The following is an 18,549-nucleotide window of genomic DNA, read 5'->3' as shown; positions in this document are numbered from 1 at the left end:
GGTGGATGAGGGACACCGAACACTCCGCCTATGTGTTCAAGCTTACCGCTGTTCTAGGTCGCGATCCGGAATCCACAAGTAATTCTCAGATTCCGGCATTTTTCACCCCCGCACTCCGACTTATCAGACGTAATGAGACAGGTCACACCGCGTCGGCGGGTACCGGCGCATCCTCTTCGACCAGGCTGCCGTTGACTGCGAATGGCGGCGGCCGATCCGCCAGGGGCCGCGGTGACCACCCGGGGACGGTCCAGTATCGGCAACGATTGTTGCCGATTTCGGGAAGGTGATGTCCACTGTGGTCATGAACAATCCGGCCATCGCCGAGACCATCCTGAATATCGGCCCGCGGCTGAAGGCGCTGCGCACGCACCGCAACGTCACGCTCACCGCGCTCGCCGAGGCCACCGGGATCTCGAAGAGCACCCTGTCCCGGCTGGAATCCGGTCAGCGCAAGGCCAGCCTGGAGCTGCTGCTGCCGATCGCCGTCGCGCACGACGTGCCGCTCGACGAACTCATCTCCGGCCCGCGGGTCGCCGATCCGCGGGTGCATACGACCGCGCGAAATATCAACGGCACCACCATCATTCCACTCACCCGACAGCCGGGGCCGTTACAGGCGTACAAGATGATCATCCCGGCGGACCGCACCGAACCCGATCCGCGGGTGCACGAGGGTCACGAGTGGATGTACGTGCTGGCCGGTCGGCTGCGCCTGATACTCGCCGAGCACGATATCGTCCTCGGCCCGGGCGAGGCCGCCGAATTCGACACCCGGCAGCCGCACTGGTTCGGCAGCACCGGACGCGGGCCGGTCGAGGTGCTCAGCCTGTTCGGCAGCCAGGGCGAGCGGATGCATCTGCGCGCCCGCACGAAAACGCGCTCCTGACAAAGTCTTTCAGGGCACGAGCACATCGAGCGCGCCGGGGACGGCGCGGATGGTGACGGGCAGGCTGCCCGCCGGTTCGCCGTCGGCCGTGGCGGGTACGCCGGGCGCGGTAAGGGTGATCCCGGCGGCACGGTACTGCTTGACGTCCGGATGGTCGAGTCGCTTGCCCGCCGACAGGGCGGGCAGCAGCCTCAGCATTTCGAGGCGGGACAGCGCGCCGACCACGGTGACGTCCAGCAGGCCGTCGTCCATCACCGCGTCGGGGCAGATCAGCATGCCGCCGCCGTAAGCGCGGGTATTGCCGACCGCGACCATCACGGCATCGGTTTCGACGACGGTGTCGCGGTCCGCCGCCGGTGCGGTGGGGACGCCGGTCAGCTCGATGCGATAGGGCACCGTGAGTCCGGTCGAGAGTTCCCTGAGCGCGGCGACGGTGTACCGGAGACGCCCCTTCGGCCAGCGCATCTCGTTGGCGCGCAGGGTGACTCGCGCGTCGAGGCCGGTGCCGGTGACGGTGGCGAACCACATCGGTTCCGCATCCCGCGCCTCGACCCGGCCGAGATCGATGGTGCGGATACGCCCGTCGAGCACCAAATCGGCCGTGGCGACGGGATCTTCGGTGGGAACGCCGAGTTCGCGCGCCAGATCGTTGCCGGTGCCCGCGGGGATCAGCCCGAGCGGGACGCCGGTCCGCGCGACGGCAGCGAGCAGGATCGACACCAGACCGTCGCCACCGATGCAGACCACCGCATCCGGCCGGGCGAGCGGGTCGTCGATCGAATCACGTACGCGCCGTACCGATTCCGCGGGTGAGCCGGTACGCACCTCGGTGACCGTCACGCCGCGTTCGGCGAAGCGGGCCAGCGCGGCACCGGCCGCGTCGGCACCCTTGCCGAGCCCCGACAGCGGATTGGTCACCACGGTGACGTTGCGGCGGGGAGCTTCGTTCACGGGACCAGCTTTCCAGGGTTGAGGATCCCGGTCGGGTCCAATTCCGCTTTCACCGCGCGCAATACGCGCACACCGAGTTCACCGATCTCGTCGGTCATCCACGGCCGGTGATCGGCGCCGACGGCGTGATGGTGGGTGATGGTGCCGCCCGCGGCGACGATCGCGTCACCCGCCGCGCGTTTGGCCAAGTGCCACTGCGCGATAGGGTCGTCGAGTTGTTTGGCGACGATGGTGAAATACAGCGACGCGCCGGTCGGGTAGGTGTGCGAGATGTGGCACATCACCAGCGGGGGCGTGCCCTGGGCGGACAACGAATCGGTCAGCGCCGCAGTAACTTTTGCCTTCAGGTTGGCGAGATTGGCCCAAGAGGTCGCGGTTTCCAGGGTCTCGCAGAGCACGCCGACGTCGAGTAGCGCATCCCGCATATAAGGCGCGGCGAACCTGCCGTGCTCCCATTCCTGAGCGGGCTTGTCCCCCAGCGCTTCACCACCGGCGGCCGCGAGTAGCGCGGACGCCTCGGCGGTACGCGCCGCCACATGTGCCTTCGTGCCCTCGAAGGTGGTGATGGCCAGGCAGCCCGCCACCGCCCTGCCGCCGATATCGCCGGAGCGAGCCAGGTTGATACCGGTCTCCGCCTCGTCGGACAACCGCATGACCGTCGGCGCCGCACCCGCCTGCACCACCGAACGCAGTGCGGCCGCGCCGGTTTCGAAGTCGGGAAACGACCATGCTTGGTAGGCAACGGTTTCCGGCATCGGATGCACCCGGACGGTCACCTCGGTGATCACCCCGAGCGTGCCCTCGGAACCGACGAACAGCTCGCGCAGATCCGGCCCCGCGGCCGAGGCGGGCGCTCGGCCCAGTTCGAGGGTGCCGGTCGGGGTCGCGATCCGCAGGTGCTGGACCATATCGTCGAAGCGGCCGTAGCCTGCCGATGCCTGCCCGGACGAACGGGTGGCCGCGAAACCGCCGATGCTCGCGAATTCGAAGCTCTGCGGGAAGTGTCCGAGCGAAAGCCCATGCGCGGCAAGCAGTTCCTCGGCCTGCGGACCGGTCAGGCCGGCGCCGAGGGCAGCCGTCGCGCTGATCGGGTCCACCCGCGCGATGCCGTCGAGGCGGCGCAGGTCCAGCGCGATGACGGCGCCGAAGCGGCCGCGCACCGGATCCACACCGCCGACCACGCTGGTGCCGCCGCCGAACGGGACCACCGCGATGGCGTGCTCGGCGCAGTGGGCCAGCACTGCGAGCACCTGCTCGTGATCGGCGGGGAATACGACGGCATCGGGTGCGTCCTGCGGACCTTCGGCGCGACGACGCAGCAGATCGGGAGTGCTTTTACCGCCCGCATGGCGCAATCGGTCCCGATGGTCGGACGACACATGCCGCGCGCCGACCACCGCGACCAGCCCATCGCGCTGGGCCGGCGTCAGCGCCGACTCGCGCAACGGCACGTCGCCCTCATCGCGGCGCGCCACCGGATCGCCGGATATTCCGAACACCTGCGCGAGCAGGCTCCGGATCTGCGCCGACAGCGGCTTGTGACCGGCCGGAATACCCCAGGCGTCCCACACCATACTCGCTGCGGGCGCCGCCACGCCCGGCTTTCCAGCCGGAGCCGAATCGTTATCGCCGTGCTGCTGCATCTCGACCATGCGTTACAGTTTGACATAGACTGTCAAGCAGTAACGCACGCTTCGGCGCTCCGGCGCCGCCGACCCCCGGTGGTGATCACCCGCATGTCCACCCCCGATGAGCCCGAAACCGCGCCATCGGCCATCGATCTCGCGATCTTCGACGCCGCCCGCGCCTGCGTCGAGGAGTTCGGTGTGCGGCGCACCACCCTCACCGAGGTGGCGCGCCGCGCCGGCGTGAGCAGGCCGACGGTCTACCGCCGCTGGCCCGACACCGGCGCGCTGGTGGCCGAACTGCTGGTGCGCGAACTGCGCGGCATCGTCACGGCCACCATGCCCGCGACGGGCACCGGCCGCGTCCGGCTGGTCAACGGGATCGTCGCGGGTGCGGCGACGATTCGCTCGAATCCGTTGTTCGGCAAGATCTTCCGCACCGACACCGACCTCATGCTCACCTATGTGTTCGGCAGGCTCGGCCGCAATCAACGCACCCTGATCGACCTGTTCGCGACGGGCATCCGGGAGGGACAGGCCGACGGCTCGATCCGGGACGGCGACCCGACACAGCTGGCCACGATGCTGCTGCTGATCGCCCAATCGGCGGTCCAATCGGCGGGTACCGTCGCGCCGCTGCTCGCGGGCCCGGCACTGGATACCGAATTGGCAAGGGCCGTCAACGGATATCTCGCACCACCGCCCGACGAGCAACGGAAATCGCGGCGGTGAGCCGCGAAACCCACCCCACCGCCGGAAAGGAACTCTGATGACGGCGAATTCGATGACCACCGGCGATTCGGCGCTCAATGCCGACCGGCGGGCGCGGGAGCTGCGCGAGCTCGGCGACCGTCCCGCGATCGATGTGCTGGTGATCGGCGGCGGCGTCACCGGTGCGGGCGCGGCGCTGGACGCCGCGGCGCGCGGACTGCGCACGGTGCTGGTCGAGCGGCATGATCTGGCGTTCGGCACCAGCAGGTGGAGCTCCAAACTCGTACACGGCGGGCTGCGGTATCTGGCCAGTGGACAGGTCGGGATCGCGCACGAGAGCGCCGTCGAACGCGGCATCCTGATCCGTACCACCGCACCGCATCTCGTGCGGCCGCTGCCGCAGCTGGTTCCCCTCCTGCCCGAAATCCGGGCCTTCCAGCGCACTTTGATCCGGGCCGGGTTCGTGGCCGGAGATATGTTGCGCAGCAGCGCGGGAACCCCGCCCGCGTTGCTGCCGCGGTCGCGCCGGGTCGCGGCGGCCGAGGCGCTGCGGCTCGCGCCGACGGCGCGCAGGGACGGCCTGCGCGGCGGCCTGCAGGCCTGGGACGGCCAGCTCGTCGACGACGCCAGATTGGTTGTGGCACTGGCCAGGACGGCCGCCGCCGCGGGCGCATCCGTCCTCACCCGCGTGGAAGCCCTTGCCGTGACCGGTGATTCGGCCACCCTTCGGGACACGTTGACCGGCCAGACCGTCGACATCCGGGCCCGCGCGGTCGTCAACGCCACCGGCGTATGGGCCGACACCGTCGACGAGAGCATCGAATTGCGTCCGAGCCGCGGCACCCACCTGGTGTTCTCGGCCGAGGCGTTCGGCGGGCTCAGCGCATCGTTGACCGTCCCGGTGCCCGGCAGCACCAGCCGCTTCGTCTTCGCGCTCCCGGCCGCGCACGGCCGGGTGTATCTCGGTCTCACCGACGAGGACGCGCCGGGCCCCGTCCCCGACGAGCCGCGGCCGACCGACACCGAGATCGACTTCCTGCTCGACACCATCAATGGCGCGCTGCGGGAGCCATTGACCCGCAAGGATATTCGCGGATCGTTCGCCGGGTTGCGACCGCTGCTGAAAACCGCCGACAACAGCACCGCCGACATCTCTCGCAAGCACGCGGTGCTACGCTCCCCCACCGGCATCATCACCATCGTCGGCGGCAAGCTCACCACCTACCGGCAGATGGCGGAGGATGCGATCGATGCCGCGGTGGCGCGCGCCGGGCTGGCCGCGGGTCCGTGCCGCACCAAACGACTTCCGTTGGTGGGAGCCGTATCCGGCGCCGCCCGCGACCGCATGACCGCGCCGCAGGTCTGGATAGAACGCTACGGTAGCGAGGCAGCGCACCTGGTGGCCGCGGCCGAACGGGACCCGGCGCTGCTGGAGCCGGTCGCGCCCGGAATCGACGTCACCGCGGCGGAATTCGCGTTCGGGGTAACGCACGAGGGTGCGCTCGATCCCAGCGATCTCCTGGACCGGCGGTCTCGAATCGGACTGGTGGCCGCGGACCGGGCCGCGGCTATGGCGGCCGCGGAGAAACAGTTCTAGCAGTCGCAGATCCGTTCCGCTTCGGCCCCATATCCCGCGTATGTATCTGCTTCTCGCGCATGCTATTCCACGCGCTGGAAGCCGATTGCCGTGCGGGAACGGGCACCCACCTCAGTCCGCCACGTGCAGCAGTTTGCCGAGCAACCCGGCCAGCTGCGCTCGTTCGGCGGCGGTGAGCGGTGCGAAGGTGTCGTCCAGGAAGTCCGCGACGGTGGCTTCCGCCTCGGCGAGACGGGCCCGGCCCGCGTCGGTGATGGTGACCGCGTAGGACCGGCGGTCGTGCGGATTGCGTTCGCGGCGAACGTATTCCGCGCTCTCCAGGTCGTCGCAGACGCCGACCATCACGCTGCGGTCGATACGCAGTTCCTCGCTGAGCGCCTGCTGGGAGCAGGGTCCCTGACTTTCCAGCATCTTCAGCACCAGATGCTGGCCGACGCCGAGTCCGTGTGCGCCCGCGTGGGTTTCGGCGGCGCGCGCGACCAGCGTCGAGGCGCGGCACAGCGCGATATCGACGCGTTCGGTCGCCAGCCGCGGGAAGTAGGCCGGGCGAACGGCAGGGGCCCCTTTGATCATGCGCTCAGCCTACCACTCGTCTGCGTGCAAATCATTTGACAGCAGATTATCTCTGAACATACTTTTAGGGCATTCGAACCCGACCCACCGGAGCAGGCGATGACCCTCGAGCTCACCCCAGATGAACTGCTGTCGACCACCCGCGCGGTGCGCAAACGCCTGGATTTCGATCGGCCGGTGCCGCGCACGCTGATCGAGGAATGCGTCGACCTCGCCACCCAGGCGCCCACCGGGCGCAACCGCCAGCGCTGGCATTTCCTGGTGGTCACCGAGGATGCGCAGCGTAGGCGGGTGGCCGATATCTTCCGGCGCGCCATCGCCGTGGCCGAGGGGCAGCCGTTGCGCGCCAACGATATTCGCCGGATGAACATGTATCCCGATTCCACCGCAAAGGTTTTCGACGGCCTGCGCTACCTGTTGGACAACGCGCACCGGGTGCCCGCATATGTGATTCCCGCCATCGAGGGCCGCACCGATCACGCGTCCGTTCAGGTCCAGGCGGGTACCTGGGGTTCGATTCTGCCCGCGGTCTGGAGTTTCATGCTGGCCGCGCGAGCCCGCGGCCTCGGCACGGTGTGGACCTCGGCACAGGGACCGCTGGAGGGCGAACTCGCGCACACCCTCGGCATTCCGCACCGCGATGTGATGCTGGCGGCGCTGATTCCGCTGGCCTACACCATCGGCACCGACTTCCGGCCGGCCCGCCGGATACCGCGTGCGCAGGTGTTGCACTGGAATCGGTGGTGACTTCGCCGCGCCGAGGCAGTCCGCGCGAGCCACTATCCTGGCTTGGACGCCGGTTTCGATGCGCCGGGAAGGAGGCGCATGATGCGCAGGAAATTGTCCGTGGGAATCGCGGCGGGTGACGGACTCGTCGCACGCTTCGGCGAGGTGGTGGTGTACCTCGCGAAGGAGACCGCGTCCACCGACCGCATACTCGGCGCCGTCGAGGCGGTCGCGCAGGAGCGGCATGCGGGAGCGGCGATCGCGCAGCGGCTGGCCGCCGTCGTCTTCGGCAGCGGTTCGGAGCCGCCACCGTTCGGCGTCGTCGCACCGACCGCCGACGGCACCCTGGTGCTGCTGCGCGGCCCGGTGAGCGCGGTCGTCGAAGGCGCGGAAGGGATTCGGCGCCTCGACGGCGCGCGGGCCTTCACCTGGGTCGACGAAATCGTGCGTGAGCCCGTGCGGCGCATCACCGTCGGCGCGGACAGCGGCGCCCCCGTACGCGCCCTCCCCCGCACCGACCTGCAAGCGGGCGTGGTACCCGGCAGCGGATTCGTCGTCGCGACGGCGCGGCGCAACGGAAAAAACCGGCCCGCCGAAACCGTCGCACCCGAACTCCCCACCACCGCCGCATCCGGTTTCGCGGCAGCCGAGTCGACCGCGGGTTCCGGCTTCGAGGCGCTGCCGGATCCCGGTCAGCGAATCTCCCGAACGCCCAGCACCCCGAGCACTTTCGGATCCAGCGCAACCGATCGGCCCGCCAGCAGGGCCAGCCGGATCCCCGGCGTATTCGGCGCGCCGCAGGGACCGGCCGATACGCCGCGCGGAGTAGGCCGCGATGTCATCGGACGCAGCGCAGAGCAGGCACAGAGCAGTCCCAGTGGCATCCAAACACCAAGCGCCGCAACGCGATTCGATGACCCCGGCCAGCCCGCCGCGAACGACCGCCCCGGAACCGAGATCGGCAAGTTCGGCGCACCGGTGACACCGGACAACAGACCACCGAGTGCCGAGACCCCCGGCACCACAGGAGGGTTCGGCACGACCGGACGATCCGCCAGCGGCGACCGGCGTGATAGCGGCAGCTCCGGCGGCCTCGACGCACCGGAACAAACCGAGGCACCGCAGACCTCCGAAGAGCCAAGTGCCGCAACAGAATCCGGAGAGATCGAGAAATCAGTCGCAGGTGAGCGACCCGACGACGGCGTCATCCGCGGCGCGGCCGGATTCGATACCGGAGCCGGGGTGCTGGGCGAACTTCACAGTGGCGGGCGCGAGCGGGCCGGTGCATCCGATGTGACCGTGCGCTCCGAAACGGTCGGCAGCCCCGACGTGCCCGGGATAAGCGTTGCCGGAGCGCGTGATCGCGCTGCCGAGCGGTTGGATACGGCGGATCAGCCAGCGACCGCGCCATGGGATGCCACCGCAGATGATTCGGACGACAGCGCACCCTCCACTGGCCAATCCCTCCAGCGGAGCCAAACTCCCTATGGTGCAGGCACTTTCAACGCATTCCAGCAGCCGACCGACGCCAAAGTCGCGGAACCAGGTGAGCAGTCGCGCGGGGCGGATCGGATCGATACAGCAGACCAACCAGCGACCGCGCCATGGGACGCATCCTCCGACGATTCGGATGACAACGCGCGAGGTACCACCGGACAAGCTCTGGCGTGGAGCGAAACTCCGTACGGTGCAGGAACTTTCACCGCGCCCAGCCAGCCGACCGACGCCGAGACCATGGAACCGGGCAGACAGTCACGCGGGCCAGGCGTTTTCGGTGCACCAGGACGGGCGACGACCGACGTCGAAGCTGCGCAATCGAGCAGACAGACGCGCGGGCCGGGTGCGGGCGACGCGCCGGGGCGGCCGACGACCGACACCGAAGCCGCAGAATCGGGCGGACAGTCGCGCGGGGTGGAACGTATCGATACCGCGGACCAACCAGCGACCGCGCCGTGGAATGCCGCCGACGAATCCGGTACGGGGGAAGCGGATCCGGCGGCCGTGACCATGAAGGCGGACCTGCCGAGTCCAGCGCCGAATCAACCTTGGGCGTGGAGCCGAAGACCGGGGGCCGCGAACCAATTCGGTCCGGCGGGGCAGTGGCCGGATCCGGCGGCGGCCGAGCCGACCATGATCGCCCGGCCGCGGCCGGTCGGACCCGGCCGCGTGCTACCTCCGCCGAATTCGCCTGGCGCGCAATCGCGTCCGCCTACCTGGCCGCGGCCGTATCCGCCGCCGCGCACGGTCGCGCCCGCCCCGCTGGAGCCGGCGAACCTCTTTCCGCCGGATGAGGGGCAGACCCGGATCATGCGGCCCGCCGCGGGCATCGGCTCGCCAGACACCGGACCGGGCGCGCTGGTAATGCCCGACGGCACCGCGCATCCGCTGGATCGTCCGTATGTGATCGGCCGCAGCCCGCAGTCCGATGATCTGGTGAAGAAGGCATCCGCCTCACCCATCGTGCTGCCCCGCGACCGGCACGTATCCCGCGTGCACGCATACGTATCGCTGGATCGCGGCAAGGTTTTCGTGCGCGACGCCTCGACCCGCTCAGGCACGTTCGTCGCCGCGCCCGGCACCGATCAGTGGACCCGCATCGGCGCCGAGCCGGTCGAATTGCCGCCCGGCTGGCGGATCAAGATCAGCAGCCGAGTGCTGACATTCCGGACCGACGAGCCGCCCCGCGTCTGAACCGCCTGTTGCTCAGGAGGTTTCGCGCATCGGCGCGCTCGACGAGCCCGGCGATGTGATCGGCGAACACCGGCCACAGCTCGCGCGGCAGGCTGTGGCCCATCCCCTCGAAGGTGATCAGCTCCGCGTCGGGCACCGCCGCCGCGGTCGCCTCTCCCCCGCTGATATCGATGACGAGATCGGCGGTCCCGTGGATCACCAGTGTCGGCACTCGCAATTCGCGCAGCCGGGCCGTGCGATCGCCGGAGGCGAGCACCGCCGCCGCCTGCCGTATCAGCGCGCCCCGGTCGTTGTCGCGGTCGTAGGCGCGCCCGGCCCGGTCGGCGACCGCCGCCGCATCGAAGGCGAATCCCGGCGAACCGAGGGTGCGCCGCAGCCGAACCTGCCATTCGATGAATTCCGCGCGACCTTCCGGCGCGGGCCCTTGGGAACCGAACGCGTGCATATCGGTCCGCCCCACCTCCGGATTGCCGGTGGTGGACATCATCGACGTAAGCGACCGCACACGGTGCGGATATTCGATCGCGATCGACTGCGCGATCATCCCGCCCTGCGATGCGCCGACGATATGCGCGCTCTCGTAGCCGAGCGCATCCAGCAGACCGATCGCATCGGCTGCCATATCCGACAGGGTGTAGCGCACCGTCGTGAAATCACCCGCCAGCGCCGCCTGGAAATCGGGCTGCGGACCGTCGGCGAAATGCGTCGACCGTCCCGCATCCCGGTTGTCGAATCGGATCACCTGCAGACCACAGTCGACCAGCTCCGCACAGAACCCATCCGGCCAGTGGATCAGCTGCGCACCGCCACCCATGATCAGTAGCACCGGCGGCCCCGCCGGATCCCCGAGCCGCTCATACGCCATGGTGATCCCCGCCGGACCCACATTCGACACAACTTCCTCAGCCATAAATATCTCCCCGAATCCTCGACATCGAATCAGCGGAACCACGGACCCGCGCGTCCGGAAATCGCACTTCCTGGACGCCCGTCACCGCCCGGACCAGCGATTATGGCCCGTCACCCCGCCCTTGCGGCAACCCCGCCCACCCGGTATATGTTTAAGTGGGAGGGAAATTCGAAACCCAATTCTTCATGGCGCATATGTCGACGACCGCCGTAAGTCAGCTGGCTGGACGGCGGACTCGTAATCGGATGCGGCGTAGATAGCGATAGCGTTTGCCGATTCGGCGGGCACCGAAGGATGTTGCCAGTCCGGCGGCCGCCGCGAGTGCGGCGCTCACGGCGACGGTCGCCACGGTGGCCGGTTGATCGAGCAGGATCCAGGCGGCACCGACCAAGGCCACCGCGAGCAGGGCGGCACTGAGCATCAGGCCGACGCTGTTGGCGAATCCGCCTCTGCCCCTGCGTAATACACGCATATTCGATTCGATGTAGGCCAGGGCGAATAGCGCGAGAACGACGACGCCGACAGCGGTCGCGGTGGTGGTCGGCGGTTGGGTACTGCGCAGGCGCAGCCGCTGGGTCGCTACCTCGGTGCCGTTGCGGCGCAAGGAAAGTTCGGCCGGGAGCATTCCGGCGATGACGTATCGGTTCACCGGAGCGGCCAGCGTCGCGGGGGTGCCAGGACGGATCGGCACCGGATCCGCGCCGACCGACAGCCCGAGAATACGTAGCCGCAACGCTCCGGAGTCCACGTCCAATCCGTTGACCCGCAACGGAATCCGCTGCGACAGGTCGACCCGGATCGGCTCCGTCGAAACCGGATCCACCTCCGCGACGGCCACGGTGCCGGGCGCCAGATCACCACCCGTTGCCGGACCGCCGATCCCGATCAGCGCCGCCGCGACGGATGCGACCGCCAACACGGCCGCCGAACCGAACGGCACTCGCGGCGAATCGAAGGTGACGACCTCGCGGATCGGCACCAGGTCGCGACGATCGACCTCGATCAATCGAATACCGTTGTCCGCCAATGCCTCAGCGGGCCGAACCCGATGAGTCGGCGGTAACCGCCGCTGCCCGCCCACCGGCGCTCCCTGCGGACCCGACCTCCCTGGCACAGCCGATGTCCCCTGACGGCCTGGCGTACCAACGGGATCCGCCCCTGGAGGACTCGGCAGCTGCTGGGGAGTTCGCGGCAGCCAGAAGTTTCCCGATTCGGGCGGCATCCCACTCGGAAACGCGACGGTCGCCGGTGCGGGTGGGCCGACCGGCGGCGGAGTGACGACCGAACCCGACGCGGTCGTCGTAAACGGCTGCGGCGGACGCGGACCCGGTCGCGGTGCCGGGGTAATCGGCGCACCACCGCGATAGCCACCGGTCGCGGCGGCGATTATGGTGTCGGCGCCGATGACCGGAATGCCAACGGGGCCGAGCCAATCACCACCCCAGCACCAGGCGGCGGGTTCGGCCAAGGCGATGCCGAATGCCTCGGCGGTGGCGAACCGCTGCGCCGGATCCGTTGCCAGGCCGCGCATTACGGCGTCCGCGATAGGTTCGGGCACGGTCGGCGCGACCTCGCCGAGTCGACGCGGTTCGTCGTACGCGTGCGCGAACAGCATGGCCAGCGGTCCGCCGCCGGACGGGAACGGCAGCACGCCGGAGAGCAGTTGATAGAGCATGGTCGCCAGCGCGTACACGTCGGTGGCCGGTGAAAGCGCCTCGCCACGAGCCTGTTCCGGCGCGATATACGCGGGTGTGCCGACGATGTCGCCCGCCTTCGTCACCAGGGTCTCGTCGCCGCCGACGATCTTGGCGATGCCGAAGTCGGTGAGTTTGATCGCCCCGCCCGCCGCGAAAATCAGGTTCGCCGGTTTGACGTCGCGGTGCAGCACGCGCTGCCGATGCGCCGCCGCCAGCCCCGCGGCCGCGGCCAGCGCGACGGCGACCGCCGCGGCGGTGTCGAACCCCGCGGTGGCGAACCGATCGGCGACCGTGCCGCCGGGCAGATATTCGAGCACGAGCAAACACAATTCGTCCTGCTCGACATAGTCGAAAACCCTTGCCACATGCGGATGGTCGATCGCGGCCATCACCCTGGCCTCGGCGACGAACCGCCGCCGCACCAATTCGTCGTGCGCGAATTGCGGCGGAATCTGCTTGATCGCCACCGGCCGCCCCAGCCGCCGATGCTTTCCCGCCAACACCACACCGCACCCGCCCCGGCCGAGCTCACCGCCCACCTCGTACCCCGGCAACGCCCGCCGCACCCACTCGATGGATTCGGTCACCGTCCCGCTCCCTCCCCAGGAACCCCTTTCCCGGGCACGGGAAACCGCACCGTCTCCGGTGCATCCGAAAGATGGTGCGGCCCTTGGCCCGAACCGGGATCGGCAGGACCGAATCGGACGGTATCGGGTTCGTCCGAAGGAAACCGCGCGGCGAACGGGACCTCAACGGGTGAGGCGGTGGGGAATCGCGCGGCGAACGGGATCTGCGGATTCGGGGCGACGGGGTCCGGTGGACCGACGAGATCGTCGTCCAGATCACCTTCCAGCTCAGCGAATTCCGGCACCTCGTAACCGGGTTCCGGTGTGGGCGAGCAATATCCGAGCAGGAATGCCATTGCGGCGCAGCCGCCGCCCACCGCGAGCCAGAGCTCGGTCTGCGGCACCCACCACCGCAGCACCGAGGCGGTGAAGCCGAAGACCAGCCCGATGCCGACGCCGGGGGCGAGCAGCCGCAGCCCGCGCTGCCATCGGTTGGCGCCCAACCGGTGGCGCGCGATGGACAGGGCGGCATCGGCGATCGCCAGCGCCGTCAGCACCGACAGCGCGACGCCGAACAGTCCGTACACCGACCACACCGATCCGCGCACATCGGTCACCGTGGGCACGGTGGCTATGGTGGCGCCGTCGGTGCCGACGACGGTGAGCTCCGCACCGATGAGCCCGGTGGCTTGGCCGCGCAGTCCGGTCAGGTCGAGCGTGTACCGCAACGTATCGGATTTGCCTGCGGGAATGGTTAATTCGACGGCCGTCGAGTAGGAGAAGAAGGTCAGGCCGAGCACATGACCGGCGAGGTCGACGCGGTGCACGACAATCGGCGAACCAGTGCCGTTGGCCACCATTACCGTCAACCGCACCGCGCTGCCCGGAGTCAACCGCACCGGCGCATCGGAGGTGGCGCCCGCGATCTCCCGGTCGTCGATGGTCGCCACGATCCCGACCCCGCCCGACGCGGTCGCGGGCGCCGCACCCGCCACCCCACCGGAACCGGCGAACAGCCCGAAAGCACAGAGCAGCAGGGCGATTCGAATTACATGATTCACGGCCGACGCCCCCTACGCATGGCATGCGCCGCCCTACACACACCGGCGAACAGCCCGAAAGCGCAGAGCGACAAGATAATCCGGGTCACATCCGCCTCCGCTCCGGCAGGTGCGAGATCAGCCGGTGGCCATAGAACCAGCCGCCGAGCAGCAGGAAGAACAGGATCACCGTGAGCGTCGCCGAATCGGTGCCCACCGATCCGGCCAGCACCACATCGAGCGACGCGGCCAGCGTCGGACCGCATTTCGCGGTGACGTCGTGGCGGCCGACCGCGACGGCGGCCAGCGTCAACGGCGTACGGAACAGCCCGTCGGGACCCGCGACGGTGCCGCCGACCCGCGTATCGCCGATGGTCAACTCCACCGGCGCCTGCGGTGCGCAGCCCATACCGGCCGCGGTGACATTGCCGCCCGGCGCGACGGCGGCCGGTGTCAGCTGCAATCCCGGCACGGAAGTCGACCCGGGTGCGGGCGGAACAGGCTGCGGCACAACGACGCTCGTGGCCGGCACGGATCGCGCCGAGGTCACCGGCGGCACGGCGGTCGGCACCGGCCCTGGCCCTGGCCCTGGCCCTGGCCGCGGGCCGGGTACGGGTCCCGGCACCGGCACGGGTCCGGGCTCAGGCGATGCGGAGGTCGGCGACGGAACATCGGACGATGTCGGCGGAGCCTGCGACGAACTCGACGGGACATTCGAGGATGTCGGAGTCGGCGAAGTAGGCGGCACAGATCTCGACGGCGGCACCTGCGACGGCGGTTGCGGCGGAATAGGAATCGCCGTGACCGGGACGCATCCTCGCGTACACGGTTCTTGCGGGCGCTGCGGGACCGCCGACACGCCCGTCGGTACTCCATCATGGGTTCCGTGCGGGACCGGTGGCACGGTCGGCTGAAGGCTGACCCGGCTTTCCGGCAGGGGTCGCTGCGGGACCGGTGATATAGCCGTCCGGCCGCCGTCCCGGGTCCCGGGCAGCCTTCCGGGAGACGGACGCGGCGTCGTGGTCACCGGGTCCGCCAGCGCATCCGGCCCGCCCGCGGGCACCGCAACCAGCGCCGCCAACCCCACTGCGGCAATCAGAATCCCCAGTCGGACAACCAATTTCGCGAAAACCCGACCGTTCGGCCGGTGACGGTCCCCCATCGGCTCCTGGCCGCACAACACCATCCCATGCCGACGCTCCCCGTCGGCCTCTGCCCGCGTCCCCATCGGCGTAGCCCCCGAATCGGAGTGTGACCAATATCATCGTAAAGCCCTGCGCGCCAACGCGGGTTCTTCCGCCCTACTCGGTGATAAATCGCGCGGACCGCGATGATCGTGAACACTGGCGGTATATCGAGATCGCGAACAACAGGTGACTCCAGCGGGCAGGCGAGGGCGCACCGACCGGCCGCCGAGTGGAGAGGACAATGGCCATATGCACCGAAATGGGCCGACCGAGGACATCGACGAATCCGCCCTCCGGGTCTCCGCACCGAAGGATCAGGCCGCGGGCGTGACCGCGGTGGCGGTGGCGCTGAAGCGTTCCGTCGAGGAGATGGGCGTCATCCGCACCGCGCGCACCCTGTCCCGGGTGAATCAGGCACACGGCTTCGACTGTCCCGGCTGCGCCTGGCCCGAGCCGACGGGGCACCGCCGCCCGGCCGAATTCTGTGAGAACGGCGCGAAGGCGGTGGCCGAGGAGGCCACGCTGCGCACGGTGACGCCCGAATTCTTCGCCGCCCACTCGGTCGAGGAGTTGGCGGACAAGTCGGGTTACTGGCTCGGCCAGCAAGGCAGGTTGACCCATCCGATGGTGCTGCGGCCGGGCGCGACCCACTACGCGCCCATCGGCTGGGACGACGCCTACCGGTTGATCGTGGATCACCTGCGCGCGTTGGCGACTCCCGACGAGGCGGTCTTCTACACCTCGGGCCGCACCGCCAACGAAACCGCGTTCCTCTATCAGCTGCTTGTGCGCAGCTTCGGCACCAACAACCTGCCGGACTGCTCGAATATGTGCCACGAATCCTCCGGCGCGGCGCTCACCAGCTCGATCGGCATCGGCAAGGGTTCGGTGTCGATCGACGATTTCGGCAAGGCCGACCTGATCATCGTCGCGGGCCAGAATCCGGGCACCAACCATCCGCGCATGCTCAGCGCGCTCGGCACGGCAAAGGCCAACGGCGCCAGGGTGATCGCGGTGAACCCGCTGCCCGAGACCGGCCTGCTCGGCTTCCGTGATCCACAGACGGTCAAGGGATTCACCACCGGCATCCCGATCGCGGACGACTTCCTGCAGATCCGGCTCGGCGGCGATATGGCGCTGTTCCAGGGACTCGGCCGGCTGCTGTTCGAGGCCGAGGATCGCGCACCGGGCACGGTGGTCGACCACGCCTTCGTCGAGGCGCATACCGCGGGCTTCGCCGAATACGAAAAGCAAACCCGCGCGGTCGATCTCGCCGTAGTCGCGCAGGCGACCGGTCTCACCAGGGCGGAATTGGAGCATACGGCTCGCCTGCTCGCCGAGGCCAAGAGCGTCATCATCTGCTGGGCGATGGGTCTTACCCAGCAGACGCACGCCGTCGCCACCATCGAGGAGGCCACGAACCTGCTGCTCGTGCGCGGTATGATCGGCAAGCCCGGCGCGGGCGTCTGCCCGGTGCGCGGCCACTCGAACGTGCAGGGCGACCGCACGATGGGTATCTGGGAGAAAATGCCGGAGCCATTCCTCGCGGCGCTGGATCGCGAATTCGGCATCCGCAGCCCGCGCGAACACGGTTGGGACACCGTCGATGCCATCCGCGCCATGCGCGACGGCCGCGGCAAGGTGTTCTTCGGCATGGGCGGCAACTTCGTCTCGGCCACCCCGGACACCGAGGTCACCGAGGCCGCGCTGCGCGGTTGCGAACTCACCGTGCAGGTTTCGACGAAACTCAACCGCAGCCACGTGGTGCACGGCAAGACCGCGCTGATCCTGCCCACCCTCGGCCGCACCGACCTCGACCTGCAGAACGGCGCCAAACAGCAGGTGTCGGTGGAGGATTCGATGTCGATGGTGCACCTGTCCACCGGCAGGCTGCGGCCGGTGAGCGATGAGCTGCGCAGCGAGGTCGCCATCGTCTGCGAACTCGCCCAGGAGTTGTTCGGCCCGGATCATCCCGTGCCGTGGCGCGAATTCCGCGGCGACTACGACCTGATTCGCGACGCCATCGCCCGCGTGGTGCCCGGCTGCGCCGACTACAACGCGAAAGTGCGCCAGCACAACGGTTTCCAGCTGCCGCATCCGCCGCGCGACGCCCGCGAGTTCCGGACCGGCACCGGTAAGGCCAATTTCGCGGTGAACGAGCTGACCTGGCTGCCGGTGCCGGAGGGCAGGCTGATCCTGCAGACCCTGCGCAGCCACGACCAGTACAACACCACCATCTACGGCCTCGACGACCGCTACCGCGGTATTCACAACGGCCGCAAGGTAATCCTGGTCAACCAGGCCGATATCGCCGAATTCGGTTTCGCCGACGGCGATCTGGTGGACATCGTCTCCGAATGGACCGACGGCGTCGAACGCCGGGTCACCGGATTCCGGATCGTCGGCTACCCGACCCCGCGCGGCAACGCCGCCGCCTACTACCCGGAGACCAACCCGCTCGTTCCGTTGGATCATGTTGCGGCACGGTCGAATACGCCGGTCGCCAAGGCCGTCACGGTACGGCTGGAACGGCACCGTCATGAGTAGGGTCACCGCCCGCCGCCCCATGCACCGGATCGCGCCGACCGGCGCGGTGCGGCGGCCGGACACACTCGCCGTGGAGGAGCCGCTGGAGATCCGGGTCGGCGGCCGGTCGCTGGTGGTCACCATGCGCACACCGGGCAACGATATCGACCTGGTGCACGGATTCCTGTTGAGCGAGAACCTCATCGGTGACGCCGACGATATCGTCGCGGCGCGTTACTGCGCCGGTACCGACGAGAACGGGCACAACACCTACAACGTCCTCGACATCACACCCCGCACGCCGATTCCCTTGCCCGCCCGCAATTTCCTGTCCACCGGCGCCTGCGGCCTCTGCGGTAAAACGGCTTTGGACGAGGTGCGCAAGCGCGGCAGGTTCCCGATTCCGCGACCGGGTCCGCGGGTCTCGGTCGCGACACTGGCCGCGATGCCGGACGCGCTGCGCGCGCGACAGTCGGTGTTCGACGCCACCGGCGGCCTGCACGCGGCGGGTCTGTTCACCGCGGACGGCACGGTCCTCGCGGTGCGCGAGGACATCGGCAGGCATAACGCGGTGGATAAGGTGATCGGCTGGGCGCTGCGCGAAAACCTGGTTCCGGCAAGCGATCTGGTGTTGATCGTGAGCGGCCGCGCCTCGTTCGAACTGGTGCAGAAGGCCGTCATGGCCGGTATCCCGATGCTGGGCGCGGTCTCCGCCCCCAGCTCGCTCGCCGTCGATCTGGCCGCCGAATCCGGCCTCACGCTGGTGGGGTTCCTGCGCGGCGAGACGATGAACATCTACACCGAGGCCGACCGCCTCGTCGAGCACACGACGGCATACGAATCCGTGCGCTAGGCCCACC

At 69.0% G+C, this 18,549-nt stretch carries 14 protein-coding genes; 7 read left to right on the top strand and 7 right to left on the bottom strand.

What is annotated here, in order from left to right; translation table 11 throughout:
- Window positions 1-289: 289 nt before the first annotated feature.
- Entirely contained in the window at window positions 290-889 is a 600-nt protein-coding gene (locus F5544_RS11725) for a helix-turn-helix domain-containing protein (RefSeq protein ID WP_238847198.1), read from the top strand.
- 9 nt (window positions 890-898) lie between these two features.
- On the opposite strand, the gene F5544_RS11720 is transcribed toward F5544_RS11725, so the two are convergent.
- Complete coding sequence (locus tag F5544_RS11720; protein ID WP_167473215.1) at window positions 899-1,840, bottom strand: diacylglycerol kinase; 942 nt, start codon at window positions 1,838-1,840, stop codon at window positions 899-901.
- Window positions 1,837-3,414 (bottom strand): FAD-binding oxidoreductase, encoded by a 1,578-nt coding sequence (locus F5544_RS11715; protein ID WP_174867581.1) that lies wholly within the window; start codon window positions 3,412-3,414, stop codon window positions 1,837-1,839. The genes F5544_RS11720 and F5544_RS11715 overlap by 4 nt, the downstream gene beginning before the upstream one ends.
- 162 nt (window positions 3,415-3,576) lie before the next feature.
- On the opposite strand from F5544_RS11715, the gene F5544_RS11710 reads away from it, so the two are divergent.
- Window positions 3,577-4,197, top strand: coding sequence for a TetR/AcrR family transcriptional regulator (locus tag F5544_RS11710; RefSeq protein WP_167473213.1), 621 nt, complete (start codon window positions 3,577-3,579; stop codon window positions 4,195-4,197).
- Window positions 4,198-4,234: 37 nt separating this feature from the next.
- Window positions 4,235-5,773, top strand: coding sequence for a glycerol-3-phosphate dehydrogenase/oxidase (locus tag F5544_RS11705; RefSeq protein ID WP_167473212.1), 1,539 nt, complete (start codon window positions 4,235-4,237; stop codon window positions 5,771-5,773).
- Between the two features lie 111 nt (window positions 5,774-5,884).
- Here the strand turns inward: F5544_RS11705 and F5544_RS11700 are convergent, their stop codons facing one another.
- On the bottom strand, window positions 5,885-6,346 hold the full coding sequence (locus F5544_RS11700; RefSeq protein ID WP_167473211.1) for a MarR family winged helix-turn-helix transcriptional regulator: 462 nt from the start codon (window positions 6,344-6,346) through the stop codon (window positions 5,885-5,887).
- A 99-nt stretch (window positions 6,347-6,445) separates the two neighbouring features.
- Here F5544_RS11700 and F5544_RS11695 point away from each other — a divergent pair, with 99 nt between their 5' ends.
- Complete coding sequence (locus F5544_RS11695; RefSeq protein ID WP_167473210.1) at window positions 6,446-7,093, top strand: nitroreductase family protein; 648 nt, start codon at window positions 6,446-6,448, stop codon at window positions 7,091-7,093.
- A gap of 78 nt (window positions 7,094-7,171) precedes the next feature.
- Window positions 7,172-9,763, top strand: a complete 2,592-nt coding sequence (locus F5544_RS11690; protein WP_167473209.1) for an FHA domain-containing protein — start codon at window positions 7,172-7,174, stop codon at window positions 9,761-9,763.
- Here the strand turns inward: F5544_RS11690 and F5544_RS11685 are convergent.
- From F5544_RS11685 to F5544_RS11670, 4 genes are all read right to left on the bottom strand, one after another.
- Window positions 9,714-10,673 (bottom strand): alpha/beta fold hydrolase, encoded by a 960-nt coding sequence (locus F5544_RS11685; protein ID WP_167473208.1) that lies wholly within the window; start codon window positions 10,671-10,673, stop codon window positions 9,714-9,716. The two genes, F5544_RS11690 and F5544_RS11685, sit on opposite strands and share 50 nt — an antisense overlap.
- Before the next feature lie 214 nt (window positions 10,674-10,887).
- Window positions 10,888-12,957: a serine/threonine-protein kinase gene (locus F5544_RS11680; RefSeq protein ID WP_167473207.1), complete on the bottom strand. Its 2,070-nt coding sequence runs from the start codon at window positions 12,955-12,957 to the stop codon at window positions 10,888-10,890.
- Window positions 12,954-13,997 (bottom strand): hypothetical protein, encoded by a 1,044-nt coding sequence (locus F5544_RS11675; RefSeq protein WP_167473206.1) that lies wholly within the window; start codon window positions 13,995-13,997, stop codon window positions 12,954-12,956. Before F5544_RS11675 ends, F5544_RS11680 begins: the two co-directional genes overlap by 4 nt.
- Window positions 13,998-14,082: 85 nt before the next feature.
- Complete coding sequence (locus F5544_RS11670; RefSeq protein WP_238847197.1) at window positions 14,083-14,448, bottom strand: hypothetical protein; 366 nt, start codon at window positions 14,446-14,448, stop codon at window positions 14,083-14,085.
- A gap of 964 nt (window positions 14,449-15,412) precedes the next feature.
- Here F5544_RS11670 and F5544_RS11665 point away from each other — a divergent pair.
- Window positions 15,413-17,710, top strand: a complete 2,298-nt coding sequence (locus tag F5544_RS11665; RefSeq protein WP_167473204.1) for an FdhF/YdeP family oxidoreductase — start codon at window positions 15,413-15,415, stop codon at window positions 17,708-17,710.
- A complete protein-coding gene (gene fdhD, locus F5544_RS11660) occupies window positions 17,703-18,542 on the top strand; it encodes a formate dehydrogenase accessory sulfurtransferase FdhD (protein WP_167473203.1) in 840 nt (279 codons plus the stop codon). The genes F5544_RS11665 and fdhD overlap by 8 nt, the downstream gene beginning before the upstream one ends.
- Window positions 18,543-18,549: the final 7 nt, after the last annotated feature.

It is taken from the genome of Nocardia arthritidis (genome assembly GCF_011801145.1).
GTDB lineage: Bacteria > Actinomycetota > Actinomycetes > Mycobacteriales > Mycobacteriaceae > Nocardia > Nocardia arthritidis_A.
This window is presented reverse-complemented; position numbering and strand designations above follow the sequence as displayed.